20 protein-coding genes and 1 tRNA gene are annotated in these 18,664 nt (G+C 62.7%); 13 read left to right on the forward strand and 8 right to left on the reverse strand.

The genetic code is table 11. From position 1 onward, the window contains the following. Nucleotides 1-122 precede the first annotated feature (122 nt). From ACSQ2A_RS19040 to ACSQ2A_RS19050, 3 genes are read right to left on the reverse strand one after another with little or no spacing between them, the layout of a single operon-like run. The gene (locus ACSQ2A_RS19040; RefSeq protein ID WP_436073489.1) at nucleotides 123-1,286 is read right to left on the reverse strand and encodes an FAD-dependent monooxygenase; all 1,164 of its coding nucleotides are present in this window, start codon (nucleotides 1,284-1,286) and stop codon (nucleotides 123-125) included. Next, complete coding sequence (locus ACSQ2A_RS19045) at nucleotides 1,283-1,753, reverse strand: DUF6691 family protein (protein WP_436073490.1); 471 nt, start codon at nucleotides 1,751-1,753, stop codon at nucleotides 1,283-1,285. Before ACSQ2A_RS19045 ends, ACSQ2A_RS19040 begins: the two co-directional genes overlap by 4 nt. Then, the gene (locus ACSQ2A_RS19050; protein WP_295411818.1) at nucleotides 1,753-2,205 is read right to left on the reverse strand and encodes a YeeE/YedE family protein; all 453 of its coding nucleotides are present in this window, start codon (nucleotides 2,203-2,205) and stop codon (nucleotides 1,753-1,755) included. Before ACSQ2A_RS19050 ends, ACSQ2A_RS19045 begins: the two co-directional genes overlap by 1 nt. Nucleotides 2,206-2,445: 240 nt before the next feature. Here ACSQ2A_RS19050 and ACSQ2A_RS19055 point away from each other — a divergent pair, with 240 nt between their 5' ends. From ACSQ2A_RS19055 to ACSQ2A_RS19095, 9 genes are all read left to right on the forward strand, one after another. Then, nucleotides 2,446-3,348 carry a TerC family protein gene (locus ACSQ2A_RS19055; protein ID WP_367178600.1) on the forward strand — a complete coding sequence of 301 codons (903 nt, stop codon included), beginning with the start codon at nucleotides 2,446-2,448 and terminating at the stop codon, nucleotides 3,346-3,348. After that, nucleotides 3,345-4,316 (forward strand): quinone oxidoreductase family protein, encoded by a 972-nt coding sequence (locus tag ACSQ2A_RS19060; protein ID WP_436073491.1) that lies wholly within the window; start codon nucleotides 3,345-3,347, stop codon nucleotides 4,314-4,316. Before ACSQ2A_RS19055 ends, ACSQ2A_RS19060 begins: the two co-directional genes overlap by 4 nt. A gap of 63 nt (nucleotides 4,317-4,379) precedes the next feature. Next, nucleotides 4,380-4,469: transfer RNA gene (locus tag ACSQ2A_RS19065), tRNA-Ser, on the forward strand. A gap of 88 nt (nucleotides 4,470-4,557) precedes the next feature. Next, nucleotides 4,558-4,815: a GIY-YIG nuclease family protein gene (locus ACSQ2A_RS19070; protein WP_436073492.1), complete on the forward strand. Its 258-nt coding sequence runs from the start codon at nucleotides 4,558-4,560 to the stop codon at nucleotides 4,813-4,815. Nucleotides 4,816-4,940: 125 nt separating this feature from the next. Further along, nucleotides 4,941-5,177 (forward strand): hypothetical protein, encoded by a 237-nt coding sequence (locus ACSQ2A_RS19075; protein ID WP_295411821.1) that lies wholly within the window; start codon nucleotides 4,941-4,943, stop codon nucleotides 5,175-5,177. Nucleotides 5,178-5,394: 217 nt separating this feature from the next. Further along, nucleotides 5,395-5,571 carry a hypothetical protein gene (locus ACSQ2A_RS19080; protein WP_156385712.1) on the forward strand — a complete coding sequence of 59 codons (177 nt, stop codon included), beginning with the start codon at nucleotides 5,395-5,397 and terminating at the stop codon, nucleotides 5,569-5,571. 154 nt (nucleotides 5,572-5,725) lie between these two features. Beyond that, a complete protein-coding gene (locus tag ACSQ2A_RS19085) occupies nucleotides 5,726-6,382 on the forward strand; it encodes a 5-oxoprolinase subunit B family protein (protein WP_436073493.1) in 657 nt (218 codons plus the stop codon). Further along, entirely contained in the window at nucleotides 6,383-7,285 is a 903-nt protein-coding gene (locus ACSQ2A_RS19090) for a biotin-dependent carboxyltransferase family protein (RefSeq protein WP_436073494.1), read from the forward strand. It abuts the gene before it with no gap. Then, nucleotides 7,282-8,067 carry a LamB/YcsF family protein gene (locus ACSQ2A_RS19095; protein ID WP_436073495.1) on the forward strand — a complete coding sequence of 262 codons (786 nt, stop codon included), beginning with the start codon at nucleotides 7,282-7,284 and terminating at the stop codon, nucleotides 8,065-8,067. Before ACSQ2A_RS19090 ends, ACSQ2A_RS19095 begins: the two co-directional genes overlap by 4 nt. A gap of 183 nt (nucleotides 8,068-8,250) precedes the next feature. Here ACSQ2A_RS19095 and ACSQ2A_RS19100 read toward each other — a convergent pair whose 3' ends face one another. The 5 genes from ACSQ2A_RS19100 to ACSQ2A_RS19120 all read right to left on the reverse strand — a co-directional run bounded on the left by ACSQ2A_RS19100 (nucleotide 8,251) and on the right by ACSQ2A_RS19120 (nucleotide 13,493). Further along, entirely contained in the window at nucleotides 8,251-9,003 is a 753-nt protein-coding gene (locus tag ACSQ2A_RS19100) for an ABC transporter ATP-binding protein (protein WP_295412273.1), read from the reverse strand. Nucleotides 9,004-9,017: 14 nt separating this feature from the next. Beyond that, a complete protein-coding gene (locus tag ACSQ2A_RS19105) occupies nucleotides 9,018-9,782 on the reverse strand; it encodes an ABC transporter ATP-binding protein (RefSeq protein ID WP_436073496.1) in 765 nt (254 codons plus the stop codon). A 12-nt stretch (nucleotides 9,783-9,794) separates the two neighbouring features. Continuing rightward, nucleotides 9,795-10,937, reverse strand: coding sequence for a branched-chain amino acid ABC transporter permease (locus tag ACSQ2A_RS19110; RefSeq protein ID WP_436073497.1), 1,143 nt, complete (start codon nucleotides 10,935-10,937; stop codon nucleotides 9,795-9,797). 1 nt (nucleotide 10,938) lies between these two features. Further along, nucleotides 10,939-11,970 carry a branched-chain amino acid ABC transporter permease gene (locus ACSQ2A_RS19115; protein ID WP_295411825.1) on the reverse strand — a complete coding sequence of 344 codons (1,032 nt, stop codon included), beginning with the start codon at nucleotides 11,968-11,970 and terminating at the stop codon, nucleotides 10,939-10,941. Between the two features lie 164 nt (nucleotides 11,971-12,134). Then, on the reverse strand, nucleotides 12,135-13,493 hold the full coding sequence (locus tag ACSQ2A_RS19120; protein WP_295411826.1) for a substrate-binding protein: 1,359 nt from the start codon (nucleotides 13,491-13,493) through the stop codon (nucleotides 12,135-12,137). Between the two features lie 186 nt (nucleotides 13,494-13,679). Here ACSQ2A_RS19120 and ACSQ2A_RS19125 point away from each other — a divergent pair, with 186 nt between their 5' ends. From ACSQ2A_RS19125 to ACSQ2A_RS19140, 4 genes are read left to right on the forward strand one after another with little or no spacing between them, the layout of a single operon-like run. Then, nucleotides 13,680-15,302, forward strand: coding sequence for a helix-turn-helix domain-containing protein (locus ACSQ2A_RS19125; RefSeq protein ID WP_436073498.1), 1,623 nt, complete (start codon nucleotides 13,680-13,682; stop codon nucleotides 15,300-15,302). A gap of 55 nt (nucleotides 15,303-15,357) precedes the next feature. Beyond that, nucleotides 15,358-15,744, forward strand: coding sequence for a response regulator transcription factor (locus tag ACSQ2A_RS19130; protein WP_436073499.1), 387 nt, complete (start codon nucleotides 15,358-15,360; stop codon nucleotides 15,742-15,744). Beyond that, the gene (locus tag ACSQ2A_RS19135) at nucleotides 15,719-15,961 is read left to right on the forward strand and encodes a hypothetical protein (RefSeq protein WP_295411829.1); all 243 of its coding nucleotides are present in this window, start codon (nucleotides 15,719-15,721) and stop codon (nucleotides 15,959-15,961) included. The genes ACSQ2A_RS19130 and ACSQ2A_RS19135 overlap by 26 nt, the downstream gene beginning before the upstream one ends. Next, entirely contained in the window at nucleotides 15,962-18,664 is a 2,703-nt protein-coding gene (locus ACSQ2A_RS19140; RefSeq protein WP_295411830.1) for a sensor histidine kinase, read from the forward strand.

Below are 18,664 nucleotides of genomic sequence, written 5' to 3' on the forward strand. Positions count from 1 at the left end.
AGCCCCTTCTTTCCACGGTGTCATTCCCGCGAAAGCGGGAATCTCTGTTTCATGCGGCCCAAGATGGATTCCCGCTTTCGCGGGAATGACGTCGGAGAATGACGCAGTCGGAACTGCAGGCCTCAAGCCGATCTCTGCCCCATACCGATGGAAAAGGCCTGGCGGCGCAGTGATGGCATCAGCTTTAGCGCCCAGAGGCCGCCGGCGCGAAGGGCCTGGCTCGGGAGCATTTCGCCGAGGAGCGAGCGGAAGAGCGTGTCGACCATGGTACCGGTGCGCGCGAGGTCGCCGGCGCGGCGCTCGGCATAGGCCTTGCTGGCGCCAGTGGCCCAATCGGGGGTGGTGCGGTCAGTTTCGGCGAGAACGGCGACGAGGTCGGCCACGTCCCGCAGGCCGAGATTGAGGCCCTGGGCGCCAATGGGCGGGAAGGCGTGCGCGGATTCGCCGACGAGCACGGTGCCGTCGCGGCCTGCTTCGGGCACGCTGAGAACGCTCAACGGGAAGATGAAGCTGGGCGAAACCAGTTTTATGCTGCCGAAGAGGTTTTGCGAGCGGGAGCGAAAGGCGGCGAGCAGGGCTTCGGGGCCGCCAGCCTGGGTTTGGCGGAGCACTGACTCCTCGTCGATCCAGACGAGGTTGGCCTTGGTGCCTCCGGCTGGCACGAGGGTGAAGGGGCCGTGCGGATAGTGGAACTCGATGGAGGTGCCGCCGATGGAGCGGCCCAATTCGAGATCACAGACGAGAGCTGCTTCGTCGAACTTGTGCTCGCGGGCGGGAAGACCGGCTTCGGTGCGGATCAGCGACTTTTTGCCGTCGGCGCCCACGATGAGGGGGGCCGAAACCGTAGTGCCGTCGGTCAGAGTGAGCACGCCAAGGCCGTTCTCACGGCGATATGCAGTAACAGCGGCGTTGCGGGTGGAGAGGCCTTTCGCTGGGGCGGCGGCCTGGAAGCGCTCGAGGAGCGTGGCATTGGCAAAATTCCAGCCGAAGGCGTCGAGGCCAGCTTCCTTGGCGTCGAAAAGAGTTTCGGGCGCGCGAATGAGGCGGGGTGTGGCATCGATGATGCGGATGGCGGTCAGCGGATGGCCGGTGCTTTCCGGGCTGTCGATGAGGCCGGAGGAGAGCAAAAACGCGACGCTGGGCATCATCAGGGCCGAGGTGCGGCGGTCGGGCGGGGCGGTGGGCGCGAGATGGAGGGTCTCGTAGCCGGCGCGGGCAAGGCTTACGGCGGCGGCGAGGCCAGCGAGACCTCCACCCACCACGATGATGTCGGTGTTCTCAGTCATTTGGCATCCGCAAGGCGTTTGGAATGGCCGCTGGGCACGATGAGGCTACCGGCATAGGAGCCGGCGATCAGGGCGAGGAGAAAAATCCACAGGCCATCGGGAGGAAAGGCGATCAACGCGATGGCTGGGCCCGGGCAAATGCCGGACATGCCCCAGCCGACGCCAAAGAGTGCTGCGCCGCCGACGAGGCGCGCATCGATGCGCTTGTATTCGGGCTCGTGGAACTCTCGATCGAACAACGGCGCCGGGCGGCCGCGGCCGATGCGCACGGCGACGAACATGACGAGAATGGCCGGAACGATGACGAAGGCCAGGCTCGGATCCCAGCCGCCGGAGGGAATGGCGGTGAAATCGAGGAAGCGCAGGACTTTCAGGGGATCGACCATCTGCGAGACATAGAGGCCGGCGCCGAAGAGCAGGCCGCTGAGGGCAGCTGTCGCGAGGTAGGGCAGGCGGAGATTGGCCATCAGACGATCCCCGTCACGGCTACTGTGATGATGGCGACGCCAAAGAAGACAATAACGGCAACGAGCGAACGCAGCGAAAGGCGCGCGAGGCCGCAGACACCATGCCCCGAAGTGCAGCCATTGCCGATCTTGGTGCCAAAGCCGATGAGCAGCCCGGCAATGATCACCCAGACCGGCGGCGGTACGCCCCAGGTGGCGGGCGGAGACACGAGTGCGGCCGGTTCGACGCCGCCGACACCCAGCGCCGGGAAGAGCCAGGCGGTAGCCCAGGCGCCGGCCACGAGCGCAACGAGGAAGACCAGGCGCCAGACAACAGTCTGTGCCGGCGGCAGCAGCTGGCCAAAAATGCCGGAGATGCCGGCGATGCGGCCATTGCCGAGCCAAAGCACGGCGGCCGCAAGGCCGATCAAGGCGCCGCCGAGCGCGGCGGTGAGGGGCGTAAAGGATTCCATCAAGGAACTCCGGCAGGAAAACGGAACCAGAGCCTAGCACTGGCCATTCACGCCATACCAGTCTCCGGCCGGCAGAACCATTTCACGCCTTGCCGCAGGGAAAGAAAAAGCTGCCATAGGAACGAGAAAGCCGAAATGGAAGAGCGTGGGGCCCTTGTCTTTGCGGCCGGAAGGCCTCCACAATCACACAAAAGCCAATAGACTCGCGCGCAACCGAGAATCCCTTTTACGGAGCCCACCATGCTTGAGCTTCTCTACGACCCCAATGTCTGGGTCGCGTTCCTCACCCTGACGGTCATGGAGATCGTGCTGGGCATCGACAATATCGTGTTCATTTCGGTGCTGGTGTCGCGCCTGCCGCGCGAACAGGCCGAATTTGCCAGAAAGCTCGGTATCGGCCTGGCGCTGGTGTTCCGTATCGTCCTGCTCTTGCTGATCAGCGTGATCGTGCAGCTCAAGGAGCCGGTGTTTACCGCCTTCGATCATGCCTTCTCCTGGAAGGACATCATCCTGATCGCCGGCGGCGCCTTCCTGATCTACAAGGCGACGCACGAAATGCATGCGGCGATCGAAGAGCCGCACGAGGTGGGCCTCAAGGAAGCGGCAAAGGCCAGCTTGCAGGCCATTCTGGTGCAGATCGTCGTCATCGACATGGTGTTTTCGATCGACTCGATCATTACCGCCGTGGGCATGGTGCCGGCGGATCAGGTCGCCGTGATGATCGCGGCGGTGCTGGTTGCCGTGGCCGTGATGTTCTTTGCTTCGGGCCCGATTGCCCGCTTTGTCGCCGATCATCCGACGACAAAAATGCTGGCGCTGGCCTTCCTGCTGCTGATCGGTGTGACGCTGGTTGCCGATGGGCTCGGGTTCCATATTCCCAAGGGCTACATCTACTCGGCCATGGCTTTCTCGGTGCTGGTGGAGGCGGTCAATATTTTCGCCAAGAACCGTAAACTGCGTGCGGCTGGCGGAGCGCCGACCAAGCATCAGGTGACGCCGTTCACCGGCGACACCGGGTCGGTGTCCGCCGAAGCCGGTGTTGCCGCTGTGGGCGGTGCCAAGCCTCGCCCCAAGAGCTCGCCGACACGACAGGCACAGGCCCGGCCGAAATCGGCGCCGCGCAAACCGAGGACGCCGAAGTGACCCGGGTCGTCGCGGTCAACCAGACCGGCGGACCGGAGGTGCTGTCCGTCGAGGACTGGCCGGTCGCAGCGCCCGGTCCGGGGCAGGTTCTTATTGAGCAAAAGGCCATCGGGCTCAATTTCATCGACACCTATCAGCGCTCGGGGCTCTATCCGCAGCCGTTGCCGTTTGTGGGCGGCAATGAGGGGGCTGGTGTCGTCAAGGCGGTGGGCCCGGACGTGACGGCGGTGAAGGTCGGCGATCGCGTCTGTTATCAGGGCCAGGTTGGCGCGTATGCGGCCGAACGGCTCGCTGCCGTTGAAAAGCTCATTCCGATTCCGGATGGGGTCGATGACGAAACGGCGGCCGCCGTCGTGCTCAAGGGACTGACGGCTTATTACCTGCTGTTCGAGACGTGGACGGTCGAGGCCGGGCAGACCATTCTCTGGCATGCAGCGGCGGGCGGCACCGGGCTCATTGCGACGCAATGGGCCAAGGCGCTGGGCGCCACGGTGATCGGTACGGCCGGCGGGCCGGAGAAGGTTGCGCTCGCCAAGGCGCATGGCTGCGATCATGTGATCGACTACCGGGCCGAGGATTTTCCGGCCCGGGTGCGCGAGATCACCGAGGGCAGGGGTGTCGATGTCGTTTATGACGGCGTGGGCAAGCAGACGTTTGAAGGCTCGCTCGATTGCCTGAGGCCGCGAGGGCTGCTCGCCAGCTTCGGCAATGCCTCGGGCGTCGTTTCGATTCCCGATATTACCGTGCTGTCGCGAAAAGGCTCGCTCTATGTGACGCGGCCGACCGGGGCGCATTATTTTACCAAGCGCGAAGACCTGCTCGAGGGCGCCGAAGCACTGTTCGGCGCCATCCGTTCCGGTGCGATCAAGGTAGAGATCGGCGGGCGCTTCAAGCTCGAAGAGGCAGAGAAGGCGCATCGGGCGCTGGAAGGTCGCGAGACGACCGGGTCGGTGGTCCTTCTTCCCTGATCCAAGGAAGTCGTGCTGCGCCCTCTGGACAGGGCGGCGCGGCACGGCTAAACGGCAGGCCACGGGTAGGTGGCAGAGCGGTTGATTGCTCCGGTCTTGAAAACCGGCGAAGGTGAAAGCCTTCCGGGGGTTCGAATCCCTCCCTACCCGCCACCCTGCGCCCCCTGGGCTTCGGGTGGCAGGCCACCTGCGCAGGGTGATCTCCCGGAGCTGCGTTGCAGCGTAGGGAGACTGCGCGTTCATGTGGTACGTTTATTTCCTGCATTTGGGGAATGACGACGTCTATGTCGGCTCAACCAACGATCTGAAACGACGCTTCACCTCGCATCAGACTGGACAGGTGCCGTCGACCAAAGCGCACTTGCCTGCCGTACTGAAATCGTATGTTGCCGTTGAGACCGAGGAGCACGCGCGGGAGCTTGAGAGTTATTTCAAATCCGGCTCGGGCAAGGCCATTGCTCTAAAAAGGCTCGTTCGGAGAGACAAGCGAACGGACTAGTCGTGGGGCATTTCCTATTCTCGCATCGCTGGCCTCCAGATGCGCGCGAAAACGCGCTTGAGCGGCTGGGCGCGATCGGGCTAAGAGGCGGATGATCCCGCTTCGTGACAGTCAGGAACGACGAAATGAGCCGCAAGGAATTTGACGCGTCGCGCATGCGGCGCATGAAGCGCATTGCAGCGCGTTATGACCTGACCATTCTGACCGCAGAAAAACTGAAGGTTTTGGGCCAGCCGGGCGGGCATGCCCTGCGGCACGATAAGACCTTCAAAATTGTCTATGGTGATGTGCCCAAACCATTTTCTGCGTCGCTGGACGATATCGAGGCCTATCTCGACAAGCTTGAGGCGGGGGAAGAGTAAGCGAGGCTGACCTTTGGGGCAACTGAGCGAATGCCCCGGGCTGGTACATTCCGTTATTTATTCCGTAATAGGAATCGGCTCACACTGGCCTCGTAAGCTCACTAGAGAAGTTCATCGTGTCTCTGAAGCGCTGAACGGTCTCTAGGTACTTGGATCGCGTTTTCGAAAGAAGTGGCTCGCCGCTTTTCCTCGAAACGCTCTATTGGAGGCGCGCACAGTGTTTACCTTGATCAACGCAGACGCCGACGAAGACGACGCCGAAATCACCGATCCCCAGGAAATCGCGGAATTGTTTGCGGCTATAGCGGCCGTGGCAATCGAAACCATTGGCGCAGCCAATGTGCGCGAACTGTTCGATGCGGTGGTTGAACAGGAGGGTCGTGATCCCAATTAGCGCTTCTTTTCAATTCCTCTGCGGGCGCCAATGAAGCGACGTCCGCCATCGGCCCAGTGCCGAACCTGCTTTCTGCCTTGGCGAGGCATCCTGGATCCGCAAGGACCTGGCCTCGCCGGGGCAATTTCCGCGGGGGACGCAGATAGTGGGGCAAATGCAAATCCTGCCGGAACGGCCCATGGTGCAGACGCTGGGCGACAGCACCATTATCGTGCGTTTCGGCAGTCGTCTCGACGAAAATGCCAATCGTCGGGCCATCGGCTTTGCGGCCGCGCTTGAGAGCGAACCAGTCGCAGGAATAGTCGAGATCGTGCCGAGCCTGGTTTCGGTGCTCTTGCGGTATGACCCGCTGATTTCACGACATCAGGATATCGAAGGCGAAATCCGGCTGCGGCTACATGGGGCGCAGGAGGATCGGGCCGGGGCCGCGCATCGGATTGGCGTGCGTTTTGGCGGCGATGCGGGGCCGGACCTTGAGGAGGTCGCTGGCTTGCTGAAGGTTTCCGCAGAAGAATTCATAGCGCGGCACAATGCAGTGCCGCTGCGCGTTTTGGCGACCGGCTTTGCGCCGGGTTTTGTCTATTGCGGATTTCATCCCGAGGGGCTGGTCCTGCCGCGGCGGGACAAGGTTCGAGCTCTGGTGCCGGCGGGCAGCGTGCTCTTTGCCGCTGGGCAGACGGCGATTGCCGCTACTGATATTCCCACAGGTTGGCACGTGATCGGGCACACCTATTTTTCCAATTTCGATCCCACCGCCGAGCCGCCGACAAAGCTGCGGGCGGGCGATAGCGTCCGCTTTGAGGTGGCCTGAGTGACAGCAACTCTGGTCATCCATCGGGCGGGGCCACTCGTCACCATTCAGGATGCAGGGCGGTTCGGCTATCTCGCTCATGGCATCAGCGCGTCGGGGCCGATGGATGCCGGTGCTTTCAAGCGGGCAGGATTGCTGGCGGGAAGCGGCGAGACAGCAGGCATCGAGTTTTCGATGCTGGGGCTCGACCTGACCGTTGCCGAAGGCGAAGCCGTGATGGGCTGGGACGGCGGAACCTTCGAGGTTTCGATCAATGGTCGGACGCAGAGCTGGCCAGGCTCAGCGCTTTTGGCAGCGGGTGACCGGCTGAGCATTTCGGCGGGCACGGGGGGCAATTATGGCTATCTGCGCTTTGGCGGCGAGATTGATGTGCCCGTGGTGATGGGCAGCCGAGCGACCAGCATGCGAGCGCGGATCGGCGGGCTGGAAGGGCGAGCGCTCAGGGCGGGCGACAGGTTGGCGGTCATCGGGGATGGAGAGGCATCGGGGCCGGTCGCAGCGCGCCCGAGGGTGGAGGGGCCGATCCGCTTCGTCTGGGGCCTGCATGCCGAGGTCTTCAGCGCGGAATTGCGAGAGAAATTCGTAACCAGCGCGTTTCGCATTTCTTCGATGATGGATCGTATGGGCGTGCGGCTGCGCGATGAGAAGGCAGTCTTTATCGAGGCGCGGATATTGTCGCTGGTGTCGGACCCGGTGGTGGTGGGCGACATCCAGATTCTTGGCGATGGAACGCCGATCGTGCTGGGGCGAGACCATCAGCCGACGGGCGGCTATCCGCGGATCGGGACGATCATTTCGGCCGACCTCGACCGGTTTTTCCAGCTTCGTCCCAACGCAGAGCTTGTGTTCGCGCCGGTGGGAACAGATCATGCCCAGGCTTTGTTGCGGAGCGGAATTGCATGACCAGCATAGATCTCAACGCCGATCTCGGCGAAGGCATGGGCACGGATGATGATCTGCTGGGAATTGTGTCGAGTGCCTCGATCGCTTGCGGTGGTCACGCGGGCGATGCGCAGACGATCCGGCATATCCTGAAGCTGTGCAAGGCGCGAGGGATTCGGGCCGGCGCGCATCCGGGCTATGCCGACAAGCCGCGGTTTGGCCGGTTTCGCCTGGTGATGCCGCTGGACCAGCTTATCGGGCAGGTGCGCAACCAGATGTTTCTTATCCGCCATATCGCCAGCGAAGTGGATGTACCGCTTTCCTATGTGAAATTGCACGGGGCTTTGGCCAACCAGACGGCGGAAGAGCTGGCCCTAGCGGTTGCCGTCTTTGCCGCCGTGCAGGCGATGGACGAGAAAATGGCGGTGCTGGCGCTGGACAATAGCGAGCAGGTGCGGGCGGCCAAGGCGGTCGGCGTGCCGCTGATCCGGGAAGCCTATGCAGACCGTGCCTATACGGCCGAGGGGCCGCTGGTGCCGCGGGCGCAGGAGGGCGCGGTCATTCATGATGCGGATGCGGTGATCGAGCGATGCCTGCGGTTGGCGCAGAAAGGCGAGATCGTGGCGATCGACGGGACGGTGCTAAAATCGGGCGCACGGTCCATCTGCCTCCATGGCGATACGCCGGGCGCGGTCGATCTGGCGCGTGAAGTGCGCGATGCGCTGGAGGGCGAGGGGATCGCCATTGCGGCGGAGCCGCCGGAAGAGGATTTACCCTGGGCCTCTCAAGGGGGGAGAGGGTGAAATCGGCGAAATGCCTTTGGGTTTGAAAGACCCAGGGTAGCTTGGGGGCCGATGCGGCCATTGTTCGATTCTTCCCGCTATCGTCACCACCGGGCTCGTCCCGGTGGTCCATGCCTATGGCGAGATGGATTGCCGGGACAGGCGCGGCAATGACGACGGGGTTAGGGGGCGGCACTCTTCTTCCTAAATCGCCAAGTACTCGTGCCTCAGCTCCGTGTTATCGAGCACCTCCTTGGCGGTGCCGGCGAAGACGACTTCGCCGGTGTCGAGGATGACGGCGCGATCGGCCAGTTTCAGCGCGGCGACGGCGTTTTGCTCGACGATGATGGTGGTGATCCCCAAGGGCTTGATCGAATGCAGGATGCGTTCGATTTCGTGCACGATGACGGGCGCGAGGCCTTCATAGGGTTCGTCGAGAAGCAGCAGTTTCAGGTCGCGGGCCAGGGCGCGGGCGATGGCCAGCATCTGCTGTTCGCCGCCGGACAGGGTGACACCTTCCTGGGTGCGGCGCTCGGCAAGGCGCGGAAAGCTTTCGTAGATCTGCTCGAGGCTCCAGCCATTGCCGGGGGCCACTTTGGCGAGGGTGATGTTTTCCTCGACGGTCAGGCCCTGGATGATGCGGCGATCTTCAGGCACGAGCTGGATACCTGAGCGAGCAGCCTCAAAACTCTTCATCTGGTGGATGGGCATTCCATCGAGCCAGATCTCGCCCTGCCGCATCTGCGGATTGTCGGTGCGGGCGATGGTGCGCAGGGTGGACGTTTTGCCCGCGCCGTTGCGGCCGAGGAGGGCCAGGATTTCGCCCTTGCGCACATCGAGCGAGACGCCCTGCACGATGTAGCTCTCGCCGTAATAGGCGTGCATATCGCGCACCGAAAAGAATGGGCGGGTGGTTTCGATCTCTGCGGCGTGACTGACGGTGGTTTCGGTTGTCATGGCGATGGAACTCATCAATGGGCTCCTCCGAGATAGGCTTCCTGCACTTTTGGATTGCCGCGCACCTCGTCGGGCGAGCCATCGGCGATGATGCGGCCCTGGGCGAGCACGGAAATCTTGTCCGCCAGGGAGAAGACGACGTGCATGTCGTGCTCGATGATCACCTTGGTCATGCCGCGGCTCTTGATCTTCTTCAGGAGCTCAATGGTCGTGTTGGTATCGTGGCGGCTCATACCGGCTGTGGGCTCGTCGAGCAGCAGCAGGCGCGGATGCTGGATGAGGCACATGGCCAGTTCCATGCGCCGCTTGTCGCCGCGGCTGAGGCTGCCGGCCAGCATTTCGCGGCGCGTGATCATGCCCACGTCTTCAAGCATGTGCTCGGCCTCGGCGCGGATGCCGGTTTCGCTGTCGAGCGAGCGCAGCATGTTGAGCTTGAACATGCCGTCGCGCTTGGCGAGAGCCGGGATCATGACATTATGCAGCACCGAGAGGTCCGCAAAAATTTCCGGCGTCTGGAAGACGCGGGCAATGCCGAGCTGGTTGATCTGGTAGGGCTTTCGGCCGGTGAGAACCGTGCCGTCGAAGACGACCTGGCCGCTCGTCGGCGCCAGCTTGCCGATGATGACGTTGAGCAGGGTCGACTTGCCTGCCCCGTTGGGCCCGATGATGGCGTGGGTCTTGCCCTCTTCGACTTGCAGGTCGATGTCGGCGAGGGCGTGCAGGCCACCGAAGCGCTTGTGGACGTCTGCGACGTGCAGGACGACGTTGGATCTTTCCATTTTACTTTCGTCCTACTCTGCGGGTTGGGTGCGGGCGCTGGGTTTGGCGTTCGATGAGCCGGAGCGACGGAAGGCCGCGGCGATGCGCCGGACACCCTCCATGATGCCGCCGGGCAGGAAGATCACCACGATGACGAAGGCGAGGCCGAGGGTGAGGTGCCAGCCATCGCCCACGAACTTGCTGGTGATCTTGACCACGACATCGGCCACGCCCTCCGGGAGAAAACTCCAGAAGCGGGCGAGGATGTTGTCGTTGAGCGCGGAGAGGATGTTTTCGAAGTATTTGATGATCCAGGCGCCGATGACCGGGCCGACTAGCGTGCCGACGCCACCCAGAATGGTCATGAGCACCACTTCGCCGGAGGCGGTCCACTGCATGCGTTCCGCGCCGGCCAGCGGGTCGGTGACGGCGAGGAGGGCACCGGCGAGGCCAGCATACATGCCCGAGATGACGAAAGCCGAAAGCGCATAGGGACGGGTATTGAAGCCGGTGAACTGCATACGCGTCTGGTTAGATTTGATGGCTTTCAGCATCATGCCGAAGGGCGAGCCGGCAATGCGCTGGGCGATGAAGAAGCTCAGGATCAGGAAGCCAGCGCAGAAATAGAAGCCGGCATAGCCGCCGAGCTGTTGACCGAGAAGAGTAGGAACGGGCTGACCCGAAAAGGTCTGGCCAATGGCGGCATCGAGCACGCGCGGATCGGCGAGGGTCAGTTGCAGCCCGGTTTCGCCATTGGTGATGGGCGTCAGCACCGAGTAGGCGAGGTTGTAGCTCATCTGGGCAAAGGCCAGCGTGAGGATCGAGAAGTAAATGCCCGAGCGGCGGAGGCAGAGGAAGCCGATGATCAGGGCGAAGAGGCCCGAGATCACCACGGCAAAGATCATCGCCGGGATGGCATCGAGCGTAAGCAGCTTGAACGACCAGACGGCGGCATAGGAGCCGACGCCGAAGAAGGCGGCGTGGCCGAAGCTGAGATAGCCAGTGAGGCCGAAGAGGATGTTGAAGCCAACGGCGAAGATGCCGAAGATCATGAAGCGCTGCAGCAGGTCCGGGTAGCCCGCGCCGAAGGGCGCCAGCCAAATCGGCATGGCGAGCACCACCACGGTGAAGCCCAGAAACAGGAAGAGATCGTTGCGGGACATGAAAGTGGTCATGTCAGGCCTCCATCACGCCGCGCCGGCCCATGAGGCCACGGGGACGAACCAGAAGAATGATGACGGCGACGAGATAGATGATGATCTGGTCGATGCCGGGGAAGATCGCCTTCACCTGGTTCATCGAGGCGAAGGACTGCAAAATACCGAGCAGGAAGCCGGCCGCCACGGCGCCGGGCAGGGAGCCCATGCCGCCGACAACCACAACCACGAAGGAGAGGACCAGGAAGTCCATGCCGAGGTGGTAGTTGGGTGGGAGCAGGGGCGTGTACATCACGCCCGCCATGCCGGCCACGACGGCGGCAAGGCCAAACATGATGGTGAAGCGGCGATCGATATTGATGCCGAGGAGCCCGACGGTTTCACGATCGGCCATGCCGGCGCGGACGACCATGCCAAAGGTGGTGAATTGCAGGAAGGCGAAGACGCCACCGATGACGACGCCGGCGAAGACGAAATAGATCAGGCGCCAGACCGGGTAGGTGATGACGTTGGCCTGCATGCCGAGCCACGCGCCGATATCGGCAGCGCCGCGGAGGTCCGTGGGCATGGGCTGGGGAATGGGATTGGGGCCGAAGACGGACTTGATGACTTCCTGGGCGACGATAGCGAGGCCGAAGGTGACGAGGATCTGTTCGGCGTGGGTGCGCTTGTAAAAGTGCTTGATGATGCCGCGTTCGAGCCCGATGCCGACCAGGAGCATGATCGGGATGGTGATGAGGATCGATAGTGGCACGGAGTAATTGACCAGCACTGCGCCGAAATCACCAAGCCAGGCCTGAACCAGCGGTTCGCGCACTTCCAGCGGCGCGCCCCAGGGCGAGAGCTTTTCGGGGTCGATGGTGACCGTTTCCATGGTGAGGAACATGCGCACAGTGACGGCGCAGAAGGCGCCGAGCATGAACAGGGCGCCATGGGCGAAATTGACGACGCCCAGTGTGCCGAACACCAGGGTGAGGCCGAGGGCGATCAGCGCATAGGCGGCGCCTTTGTCGAGCCCATTGAGAAATTGCAGAAAGATGATTTCGAACATCGGATGCTCCAGCGTCGCCGAAAGGCACGAGGTCTCCCAGGAGCGTCACCGCCGGGATTATCCGGCGGTCCATGGGCGCGGCGGCATCCCATGGATTGCCCGGTCAGCGGATCAAGTCCGAGGAGACCGGGCAATGACGATGCTTGGGAGCGTCGACTATACTCCTACGCGCACATCGGAACCGGTTCGGCCGGGCCGAGATCGCCGCCGAAGATGGCGGGATCGTAGGCCACGGTATCGCGATCGATTTCCTGAACCACGTTCAGCACGTCGAATTCGCTGGTCGGGCTTTCATTGCCCTGCACCACGAGAACCGACTTGATGCACTGGTGGTCTTCGGCGCGATACAGCGTCTTGCCATTGCCCATGCCGTCGAATTCGTGGCCTTCCAGCGCCTTGATGACTTCGGGCGGATAGAAGGTGCCGGCGCGCTCCACGGCGTCTGCATAGAGCAGTGCCTGGACATAGGCTGTGTGGGCAGCCTGGGACGGCGGGGAGCCATAGGCGGCGCCGAAGGACTTGGTGAAGGCGATGGAGCCGGGGTCCTGCAGGTTCCAGTGCCAGTTGGACGTACCAAAGATGCCCTTGACGCTTTCGCCGGCACCCTTGGCCATCAGCTCGGAGATGAGCGGGGTGACGATCTGGAAGTCCTTGCCGTTGGCCTGGCGGTCGCGCATGCCGAACTGCACGGCCTGGGTGAGCGAGTTCACCATGTCGAGGCCGTAGTGGTTGAGGATCAGCACGTCGGCGCCGGAATTTAGGATCGGCGTGAGATACTGCGAATAGTCGGTGGTGCCGAGCGGCGTCTTGACGGCCGCGGTGGTCTTCCAGCCGAGGGCTTCGGTGGCGTTCTTGATCGACTCTTCCTGGGTCCAGCCCCAGGTGTAGTCGGCGGTCAGGTGATAGGCCTGGCGATCATTGCCATAGGACTGGCCCAGAACCGGAGCGAGACCGATGCCGGACTGGTAGGCGTTGAAGAAGTGGCGGAAGCCGTAGCGGCGCTTGTCCTTGCCGGTGGTGTCGTTGGAATGGGTGAGGCCCGCCATGAAGATGACGCCCATTTCCTGGCAGAGGCCCTGCACGGCGATGGCTTCGCCCGAGGACGAACCGCCGGTGATCATGATGGCGCCATCGCGCTCGATCATGCGGGTGGCGCCGGCGCGTGCCACGTCGGACTTGGTCTGGCTGTCGGAGGACACATAGGTGACCTTCTTGCCCAGGATGCCATTGCCCTTGAGGGCGGAAGGCTGGAGCACGTTCAGCAGCCCACCGTCGCCCTCACCATTGAGGTGGGCGATGGCCAGTTCATAGGCCTTCTGTTCGTCCGCGCCTTCTTCGGCATAGGTGCCTGTAAGAGGCAGGTTGAGGCCGAAGACGACAGTGTCGCCGGTGGGATTGTTGCAGAACTCCTGGGCCCAGGCGCCCTTGGTGAAAACGAGAGGGGCGACGCCCGAACCGATGATGCCGGCCATGCCGGTCTGCAGGACACGGCGGCGCGACAAGCCACGCTTCAAAATAGTCATTGATCTCCTCCTATGCGTGGGCAGCCGGTACATTGCCGGAGCCTCAGCGCTGCCCAATATTTGCCGGATTTGAAAACGACGGCAATATCCCATTGTAATTCAACGATAATTCTGTAAATTGTTGTTCTAGATCGGAGGCGATCTAGTAAATTCGTTTGCAAGTGCAGTTTCGGGGAGGGAACGGCAATGCGGGCGCCCATCGGGTTTCGCATCTCCAACCGCAGGAAATCGCTGAAGATTTCCCAGGCCGCGCTGGCGCGTCTGGTCGGCATTTCACCGAGCTATCTGAACCTGATCGAGAACAACAAGCGCGACATCGGCGGGGCGCTGCTGCAGCGCGTGGCCCATCATTTGCAGATCGAGACCGCCGACCTGACCGGCGACGACGAGCAGAAGCTGCTGCAGGACCTCGAAGAGGCCTATGCCGATCCGGTGGTCGAGTCGTTGGATTTTCAGCCCGACGAGAGGCGTCAATTGGTGGCGCAGTATCCGGCGAGTGCCGGGGCGATTGCCCGGCTGCACCGGGCCTATGCCAATGCCGTGGCGAGCGCCGACAATTATGCCGACCGGCTGCGCTCTGATCCGCTGCTGAGCCAGTTGCTGCACCAGATCCTTTCGGGGATCACGGCCGTGCGCTCCAGCGCCGAAATTCTAGAAGATGTGCCTGATCTCGACGAGGCCGAACGGAAGCAGTTTCTCGGCGCCATTGGGCGCGAGGCGCGGGCGCTGAGCGATGTGGCGCGCAGTCTGATCGGCCAGTTCGACAGCAGCAGCCGGGTGGCGGGCAATGTGTCGGCCATGCGCGAGATCGACGATCTCATCATCGAGCAGCAGAACTATTTCCCGCAGTTTGAGCGAGTGGCGGAGGATTTGCGGAGCGAACTCGATGCAAAAGGTAGCTTCGGGCCGGCACTGCTGGCCGAAGAACTGGAGCGGCGCTTTGGGGTGCGGACGCAGGTCGGCGGTTCGTCGGGCGTAGAGGATTTCCCGGGGCAGTATCGGTTTGCCGCCGACGAGCGCGTGATGTGGCTGCAGGGATCGACAACCCTCGCCACGCGGCAGTTTCAGCTGGCGCGATTGCTGGGCGAGCTGACGGCCGCCGATGTGATGCGCGAAACGCTCGATGCGGCGACGTTGACCAGCCCGACGACGCGGCGGCTGGCGGCGCGGGCCATGGGGTCTTACCTGGCGGGGGCCATCGTCTTTCCCTATTCGCGGTTTCTCGGTGAGGCCGAGGGACTGGCCTATGACATCGATCAATTGCGGCAAATCTTCAATGGCAGCTTCGAGCAGGTTGCACATCGGCTCGTGTCCCTGCGCCGGCCGGGCGAGGAAGGGATACCGTTTGGGTTCCTGCGCTCCGACCCGGCGGGGCGCCTGACCAAGCATTTTCCGCTGCCAGGCCTGCTCCTGCCCAATTCGGGGCACGCCTGTCCGCTTTGGTCCATCTACGGGGCTTTCAGGCAGCCGGAAACGCTGTTGCGACAGGTGGTGCGGTTTTCGGATGGATCGCGCTACCTGTTCCTTGCGCGATCGCTGCAAAGGCGGCCGGGCTCCTATCGCGAACCGTCGACGCATATTTCCATCATGCTGGCCTGCGACGTGCTGCATGCTGATCGGACGGTCTATGCCTCGGGGCTCGATCTCGACGATCACGAGGCCGATGTGCCGGTCGGTCCGACCTGTCGGCTCTGCACGCGGCGAGACTGTCCGGCGCGGCAAGAAGAGATGCTGACGCCCGATGGGCCGCGCTCGGTGACGCGCCTACCGCTGATCCCGCAAGAATTCGGCCTTGGCGATTCCGGCTGATTGGGTTTTAGTGTGCGCGTCTGCGGAGGGGAGACCGCGGGCACTGGGGGGAGATTTGGCTATTGATATCCTGATTGCCGAGGACGAGCCGTCTATTCTGGAATCGCTGGATTTCATCCTTCGGCGTGCCGGATGGAGTATTAGCTCGGTGACCGATGGCGACGCGGTGCTCGAAGGTGTGCGACGGCTCAAGCCGCGCATGCTGGTGCTCGATGTCATGCTGCCCAAGCGCAGTGGTTTTGACATCCTGAAACAACTGCGGGCCGATGCGGACACGGAAAATCTACCGGTGCTGATCCTGACGGCCAAGGGTCAGCAACAGGATCGGCGTATTGCCGAAGAGTTGGGTGCCAATGGGTTTGTGACGAAACCCTATTCGAATGCCGAGGTGGTGGGCGCGGTGCGCAGCCTTCTGGGTGAAGATGCCGCCGGACCGGCGTAAAATTGTCGGCGGCATGTTCCTGCTGACGGTGGCAGGCTTGCTGCTGCTCGTGCCGCCGCTGGTGCACCTGTTCAATCACGATTTCACAGTCTTCGGCGTGCCGCAGATCGTTTTCTATCTGTTCGGGGTCTGGCTGGCGCTGATTGTCGCGACCGGTGCGCTGACAAGTTGGGTGCCGCGGGAGCGGCCGACCAATGGCGAGGAGGGCGAAGGCTAGATGCTGTCGGCCGACTTCGTCATTGCGACCGCCGTGGCCTATGTCGGCCTGCTCTTCGTGCTGGCCTATTTTGGCGACCGGCGGGCGCGAGCGAAACCGAAATCCTGGCTCAATTCTCCTGCGGTCTATACTCTATCCATATCGGTCTATTGCACCAGCTGGACCTTTTACGGTGCCGTGGGAAATGCTGCCCGTAGTGGCTTGGAATTCCTAACGATTTACCTTGGCCCGACGATCGTTTTCGTCGGCTGGTATTTCCTGCTTCGGCGCCTTGTGCGCATCAGCCATCTCTATCGCATCACGTCGGTAGCCGACCTGTTGTCGTCGCGCTTCGGCAAGTCGAGCCGGCTGGGTGTGCTGGTCACCTGCATCGCCGTGATCGGCATCGCGCCCTATATCGCGCTGCAGCTGAAGGCCGTCACCTCGTCCATCCAGGCCGTGGCTGGCTCGTCCGAATTCGGGCAAGGCAGCCTGAAGGGCATCGACGACGTTGGTCTGGCGCTGGGCGTAGCTGCGGGCATGGCGCTGTTCACGATCCTGTTCGGTACGCGGCATGTCGACGCCAAGGAACAGCATCATGGCGTTGTCGCTGCCATCGCGTTCGAAGCAGTCGTAAAACTGACGGCGCTGGTGGCGGTGGGTGTCTTCGTTGTCTTCATCGGCGGCGGGTTTGAGGGGATTTTCAGCCAGGCGGCGGCCAAGGGTATCGTCATGGACACTTCAACCAGTTTCGACAGCCGCTGGCTGACAACCCTGGCGCTGTCCATTGCCGCCATCGTCTGTCTGCCGCGCCAGTTTCAGGTGACAGTGGTCGAGAACTCGGACGAGAACCATCTGCGCATCGCCGGCTGGGCCTTTCCGGCCTACATGCTGCTGATGAGCATCTTCATCCTGCCCATCGCCATCTATGGGCTGACGGTAATGCCAGAGGGCTCCAATCCCGACATGTTCGCGCTGACCCTGCCGCTGGCGGCGGGGCAGAACGGATTGGCGCTGTTTGCCTTTATCGGCGGGTTTTCGTCGGCGACGTCGATGATCATTCTCGAGTCGATCGCGCTTTCGATCATGGTGTCGAACCACATCATCATGCCGCTGGTGCTGCGCTTCAGCCCCCCGCAATATGGCGACGGGCAGGGGGTGAGCCGCGTGCTGCTGGTGGCGCGGCGCTTCTCCATCATGCTGATCCTGTCGCTGGGATTTTTCTATTTCTTCTTCACCCGCGATTCCGACGCGCTGGCGCCGATCGGCCTGATTTCCTTCACCGCCATTGCGCAATTCTTCCCAGCTCTACTGGCCGCCATTTTCTGGAAGGACGCCTCGCTGAAGGCGGTCTCGATGGCGATCTTCCTCGGCTTCGTCATCTGGGCCTGGTGCTGCTTCCTGCCCTCGTTCGATTCCGTCTCGCCTGCCGTTTCGCTGCTGCTGCAGGAAGGGCCATGGGGCATTTCCTGGTTGCGGCCGGAAGCCATGTTCGGGCTCGAAGGCTGGGATCCGCTGGCCCATGCGGCGTTCTGGAGCCTTTCGGTCAATATCCTGACGCTCACCCTTGGCTCGCTGGTCACCTCGCCATCGGCGCTGGAGCGGATTCAAGCCACGGCCTTTGTCGATGTGTTCCGTCGCCCCAACCTGCCGCAGCGCAATTTCCTGCCGGGTTCGGCGACCGCGAACGATCTCTACTTTGTCGCCGAGCGCGTGCTGGGCGAGCAGCGGGCGGCCGCCCTGTTCGAATCCGCTGCGCGCGATAGCGGGGTCGATCCAATCGGTTTCGAGCCCACGCCGGAATTCGTGGGGCGGCTGGAGCGCGAGCTGGCCGGCTCCATCGGGGCGGCCTCGGCCCATGTCATGCTCTCGAAAGTCGTCGCCGGCAGCGACGTTTCGCTCGAAGAGATGATGCAGATGGCCGACGAGACGCAGCAGGTCATCGTCTATTCGCAGGAGCTCGAAAAGACCTCGGCCGAGCTGCGGCTCACGGCGCAAAAACTCGAAGATGCGAATACCCAACTGCGCGAGCTCGACAGCCAGAAGGACGAGTTTTTGAGCCAGGTGAGCCACGAAGTCCGAACGCCGATGACCTCCATTCGCTCCTTTTCGGAAATCCTGCTCGATGGTCACGCGCTAGACGACAAGCAGCGCCAGCGCTTTGTTTCGACCATTCATCAGGAAAGTCTGCGGCTGACGAAACTGCTCGATGAAATCCTCGATCTCTCGGCACTGGAACGCGGGGAGCGCAACTGGCAAAGCGGGCCTGTCGATGCCGATGCGGCCCTCGATCGCGCGCTTGCGGTTTGCGACGCACTGTTGCGACAGAAGGGGATGCGGGTGGATCATGGCGACCGCGCGGGGCGCACCATGGTCGAGGGCGACCCGGATCGCCTCTGCCAGGTGTTCATCAATCTCATCTCCAATGCCGTGAAATATAACGATGCGGCAGAGCCCGTCGTGCGGATCAGTTCGGCACTCAGGTCCGGCAATTTCATCGTGGAAGTGGCCGACAATGGCCCCGGCATCGGCAAGGGCGAGCGGAAGCTGATTTTCGAAAAATTCTCGCGGGGACAAAGAGGGGCGATCGACCAGACTGGCGCCGGGCTCGGGCTGGCCATCAGCCGCCAGATCGTCAAGCGCATGAAGGGTACCCTGGACCTCGCGCCAAGTCCCTTGCCCGGCGCCTGCTTCAGGCTGCGCCTGCCGGTGATCCGGGGATAG

It is taken from the genome of Devosia sp. LjRoot3 (genome assembly GCF_964252865.1).
Taxonomy (GTDB): Bacteria; Pseudomonadota; Alphaproteobacteria; order Rhizobiales; family Devosiaceae; genus Devosia.

Bases quoted from the DNA above. Each gene is read 5' to 3' on its own strand.
- ACSQ2A_RS19070 (WP_436073492.1), top strand. From the start codon at position 4,558: ATGTGGTACGTTTATTTCCTGCATTTGGGGAATGACGACGTCTATGTC.
- ACSQ2A_RS19125 (WP_436073498.1), top strand. From the start codon at position 13,680: ATGCGGGCGCCCATCGGGTTTCGCATCTCCAACCGCAGGAAATCGCTG.
- ACSQ2A_RS19100 (WP_295412273.1), bottom strand. From the start codon at position 9,003: ATGACAACCGAAACCACCGTCAGTCACGCCGCAGAGATCGAAACCACC.
- ACSQ2A_RS19095 (WP_436073495.1), top strand. From the start codon at position 7,282: ATGACCAGCATAGATCTCAACGCCGATCTCGGCGAAGGCATGGGCACG.
- ACSQ2A_RS19040 (WP_436073489.1), bottom strand. From the start codon at position 1,286: ATGACTGAGAACACCGACATCATCGTGGTGGGTGGAGGTCTCGCTGGC.
- ACSQ2A_RS19075 (WP_295411821.1), top strand. From the start codon at position 4,941: ATGAGCCGCAAGGAATTTGACGCGTCGCGCATGCGGCGCATGAAGCGC.
- ACSQ2A_RS19120 (WP_295411826.1), bottom strand. From the start codon at position 13,493: ATGACTATTTTGAAGCGTGGCTTGTCGCGCCGCCGTGTCCTGCAGACC.
- ACSQ2A_RS19110 (WP_436073497.1), bottom strand. From the start codon at position 10,937: ATGACCACTTTCATGTCCCGCAACGATCTCTTCCTGTTTCTGGGCTTC.
- ACSQ2A_RS19050 (WP_295411818.1), bottom strand. From the start codon at position 2,205: ATGGAATCCTTTACGCCCCTCACCGCCGCGCTCGGCGGCGCCTTGATC.
- ACSQ2A_RS19115 (WP_295411825.1), bottom strand. From the start codon at position 11,970: ATGTTCGAAATCATCTTTCTGCAATTTCTCAATGGGCTCGACAAAGGC.
- ACSQ2A_RS19105 (WP_436073496.1), bottom strand. From the start codon at position 9,782: ATGGAAAGATCCAACGTCGTCCTGCACGTCGCAGACGTCCACAAGCGC.
- ACSQ2A_RS19045 (WP_436073490.1), bottom strand. From the start codon at position 1,753: ATGGCCAATCTCCGCCTGCCCTACCTCGCGACAGCTGCCCTCAGCGGC.
- ACSQ2A_RS19055 (WP_367178600.1), top strand. From the start codon at position 2,446: ATGCTTGAGCTTCTCTACGACCCCAATGTCTGGGTCGCGTTCCTCACC.
- ACSQ2A_RS19085 (WP_436073493.1), top strand. From the start codon at position 5,726: ATGCAAATCCTGCCGGAACGGCCCATGGTGCAGACGCTGGGCGACAGC.
- ACSQ2A_RS19140 (WP_295411830.1), top strand. From the start codon at position 15,962: ATGCTGTCGGCCGACTTCGTCATTGCGACCGCCGTGGCCTATGTCGGC.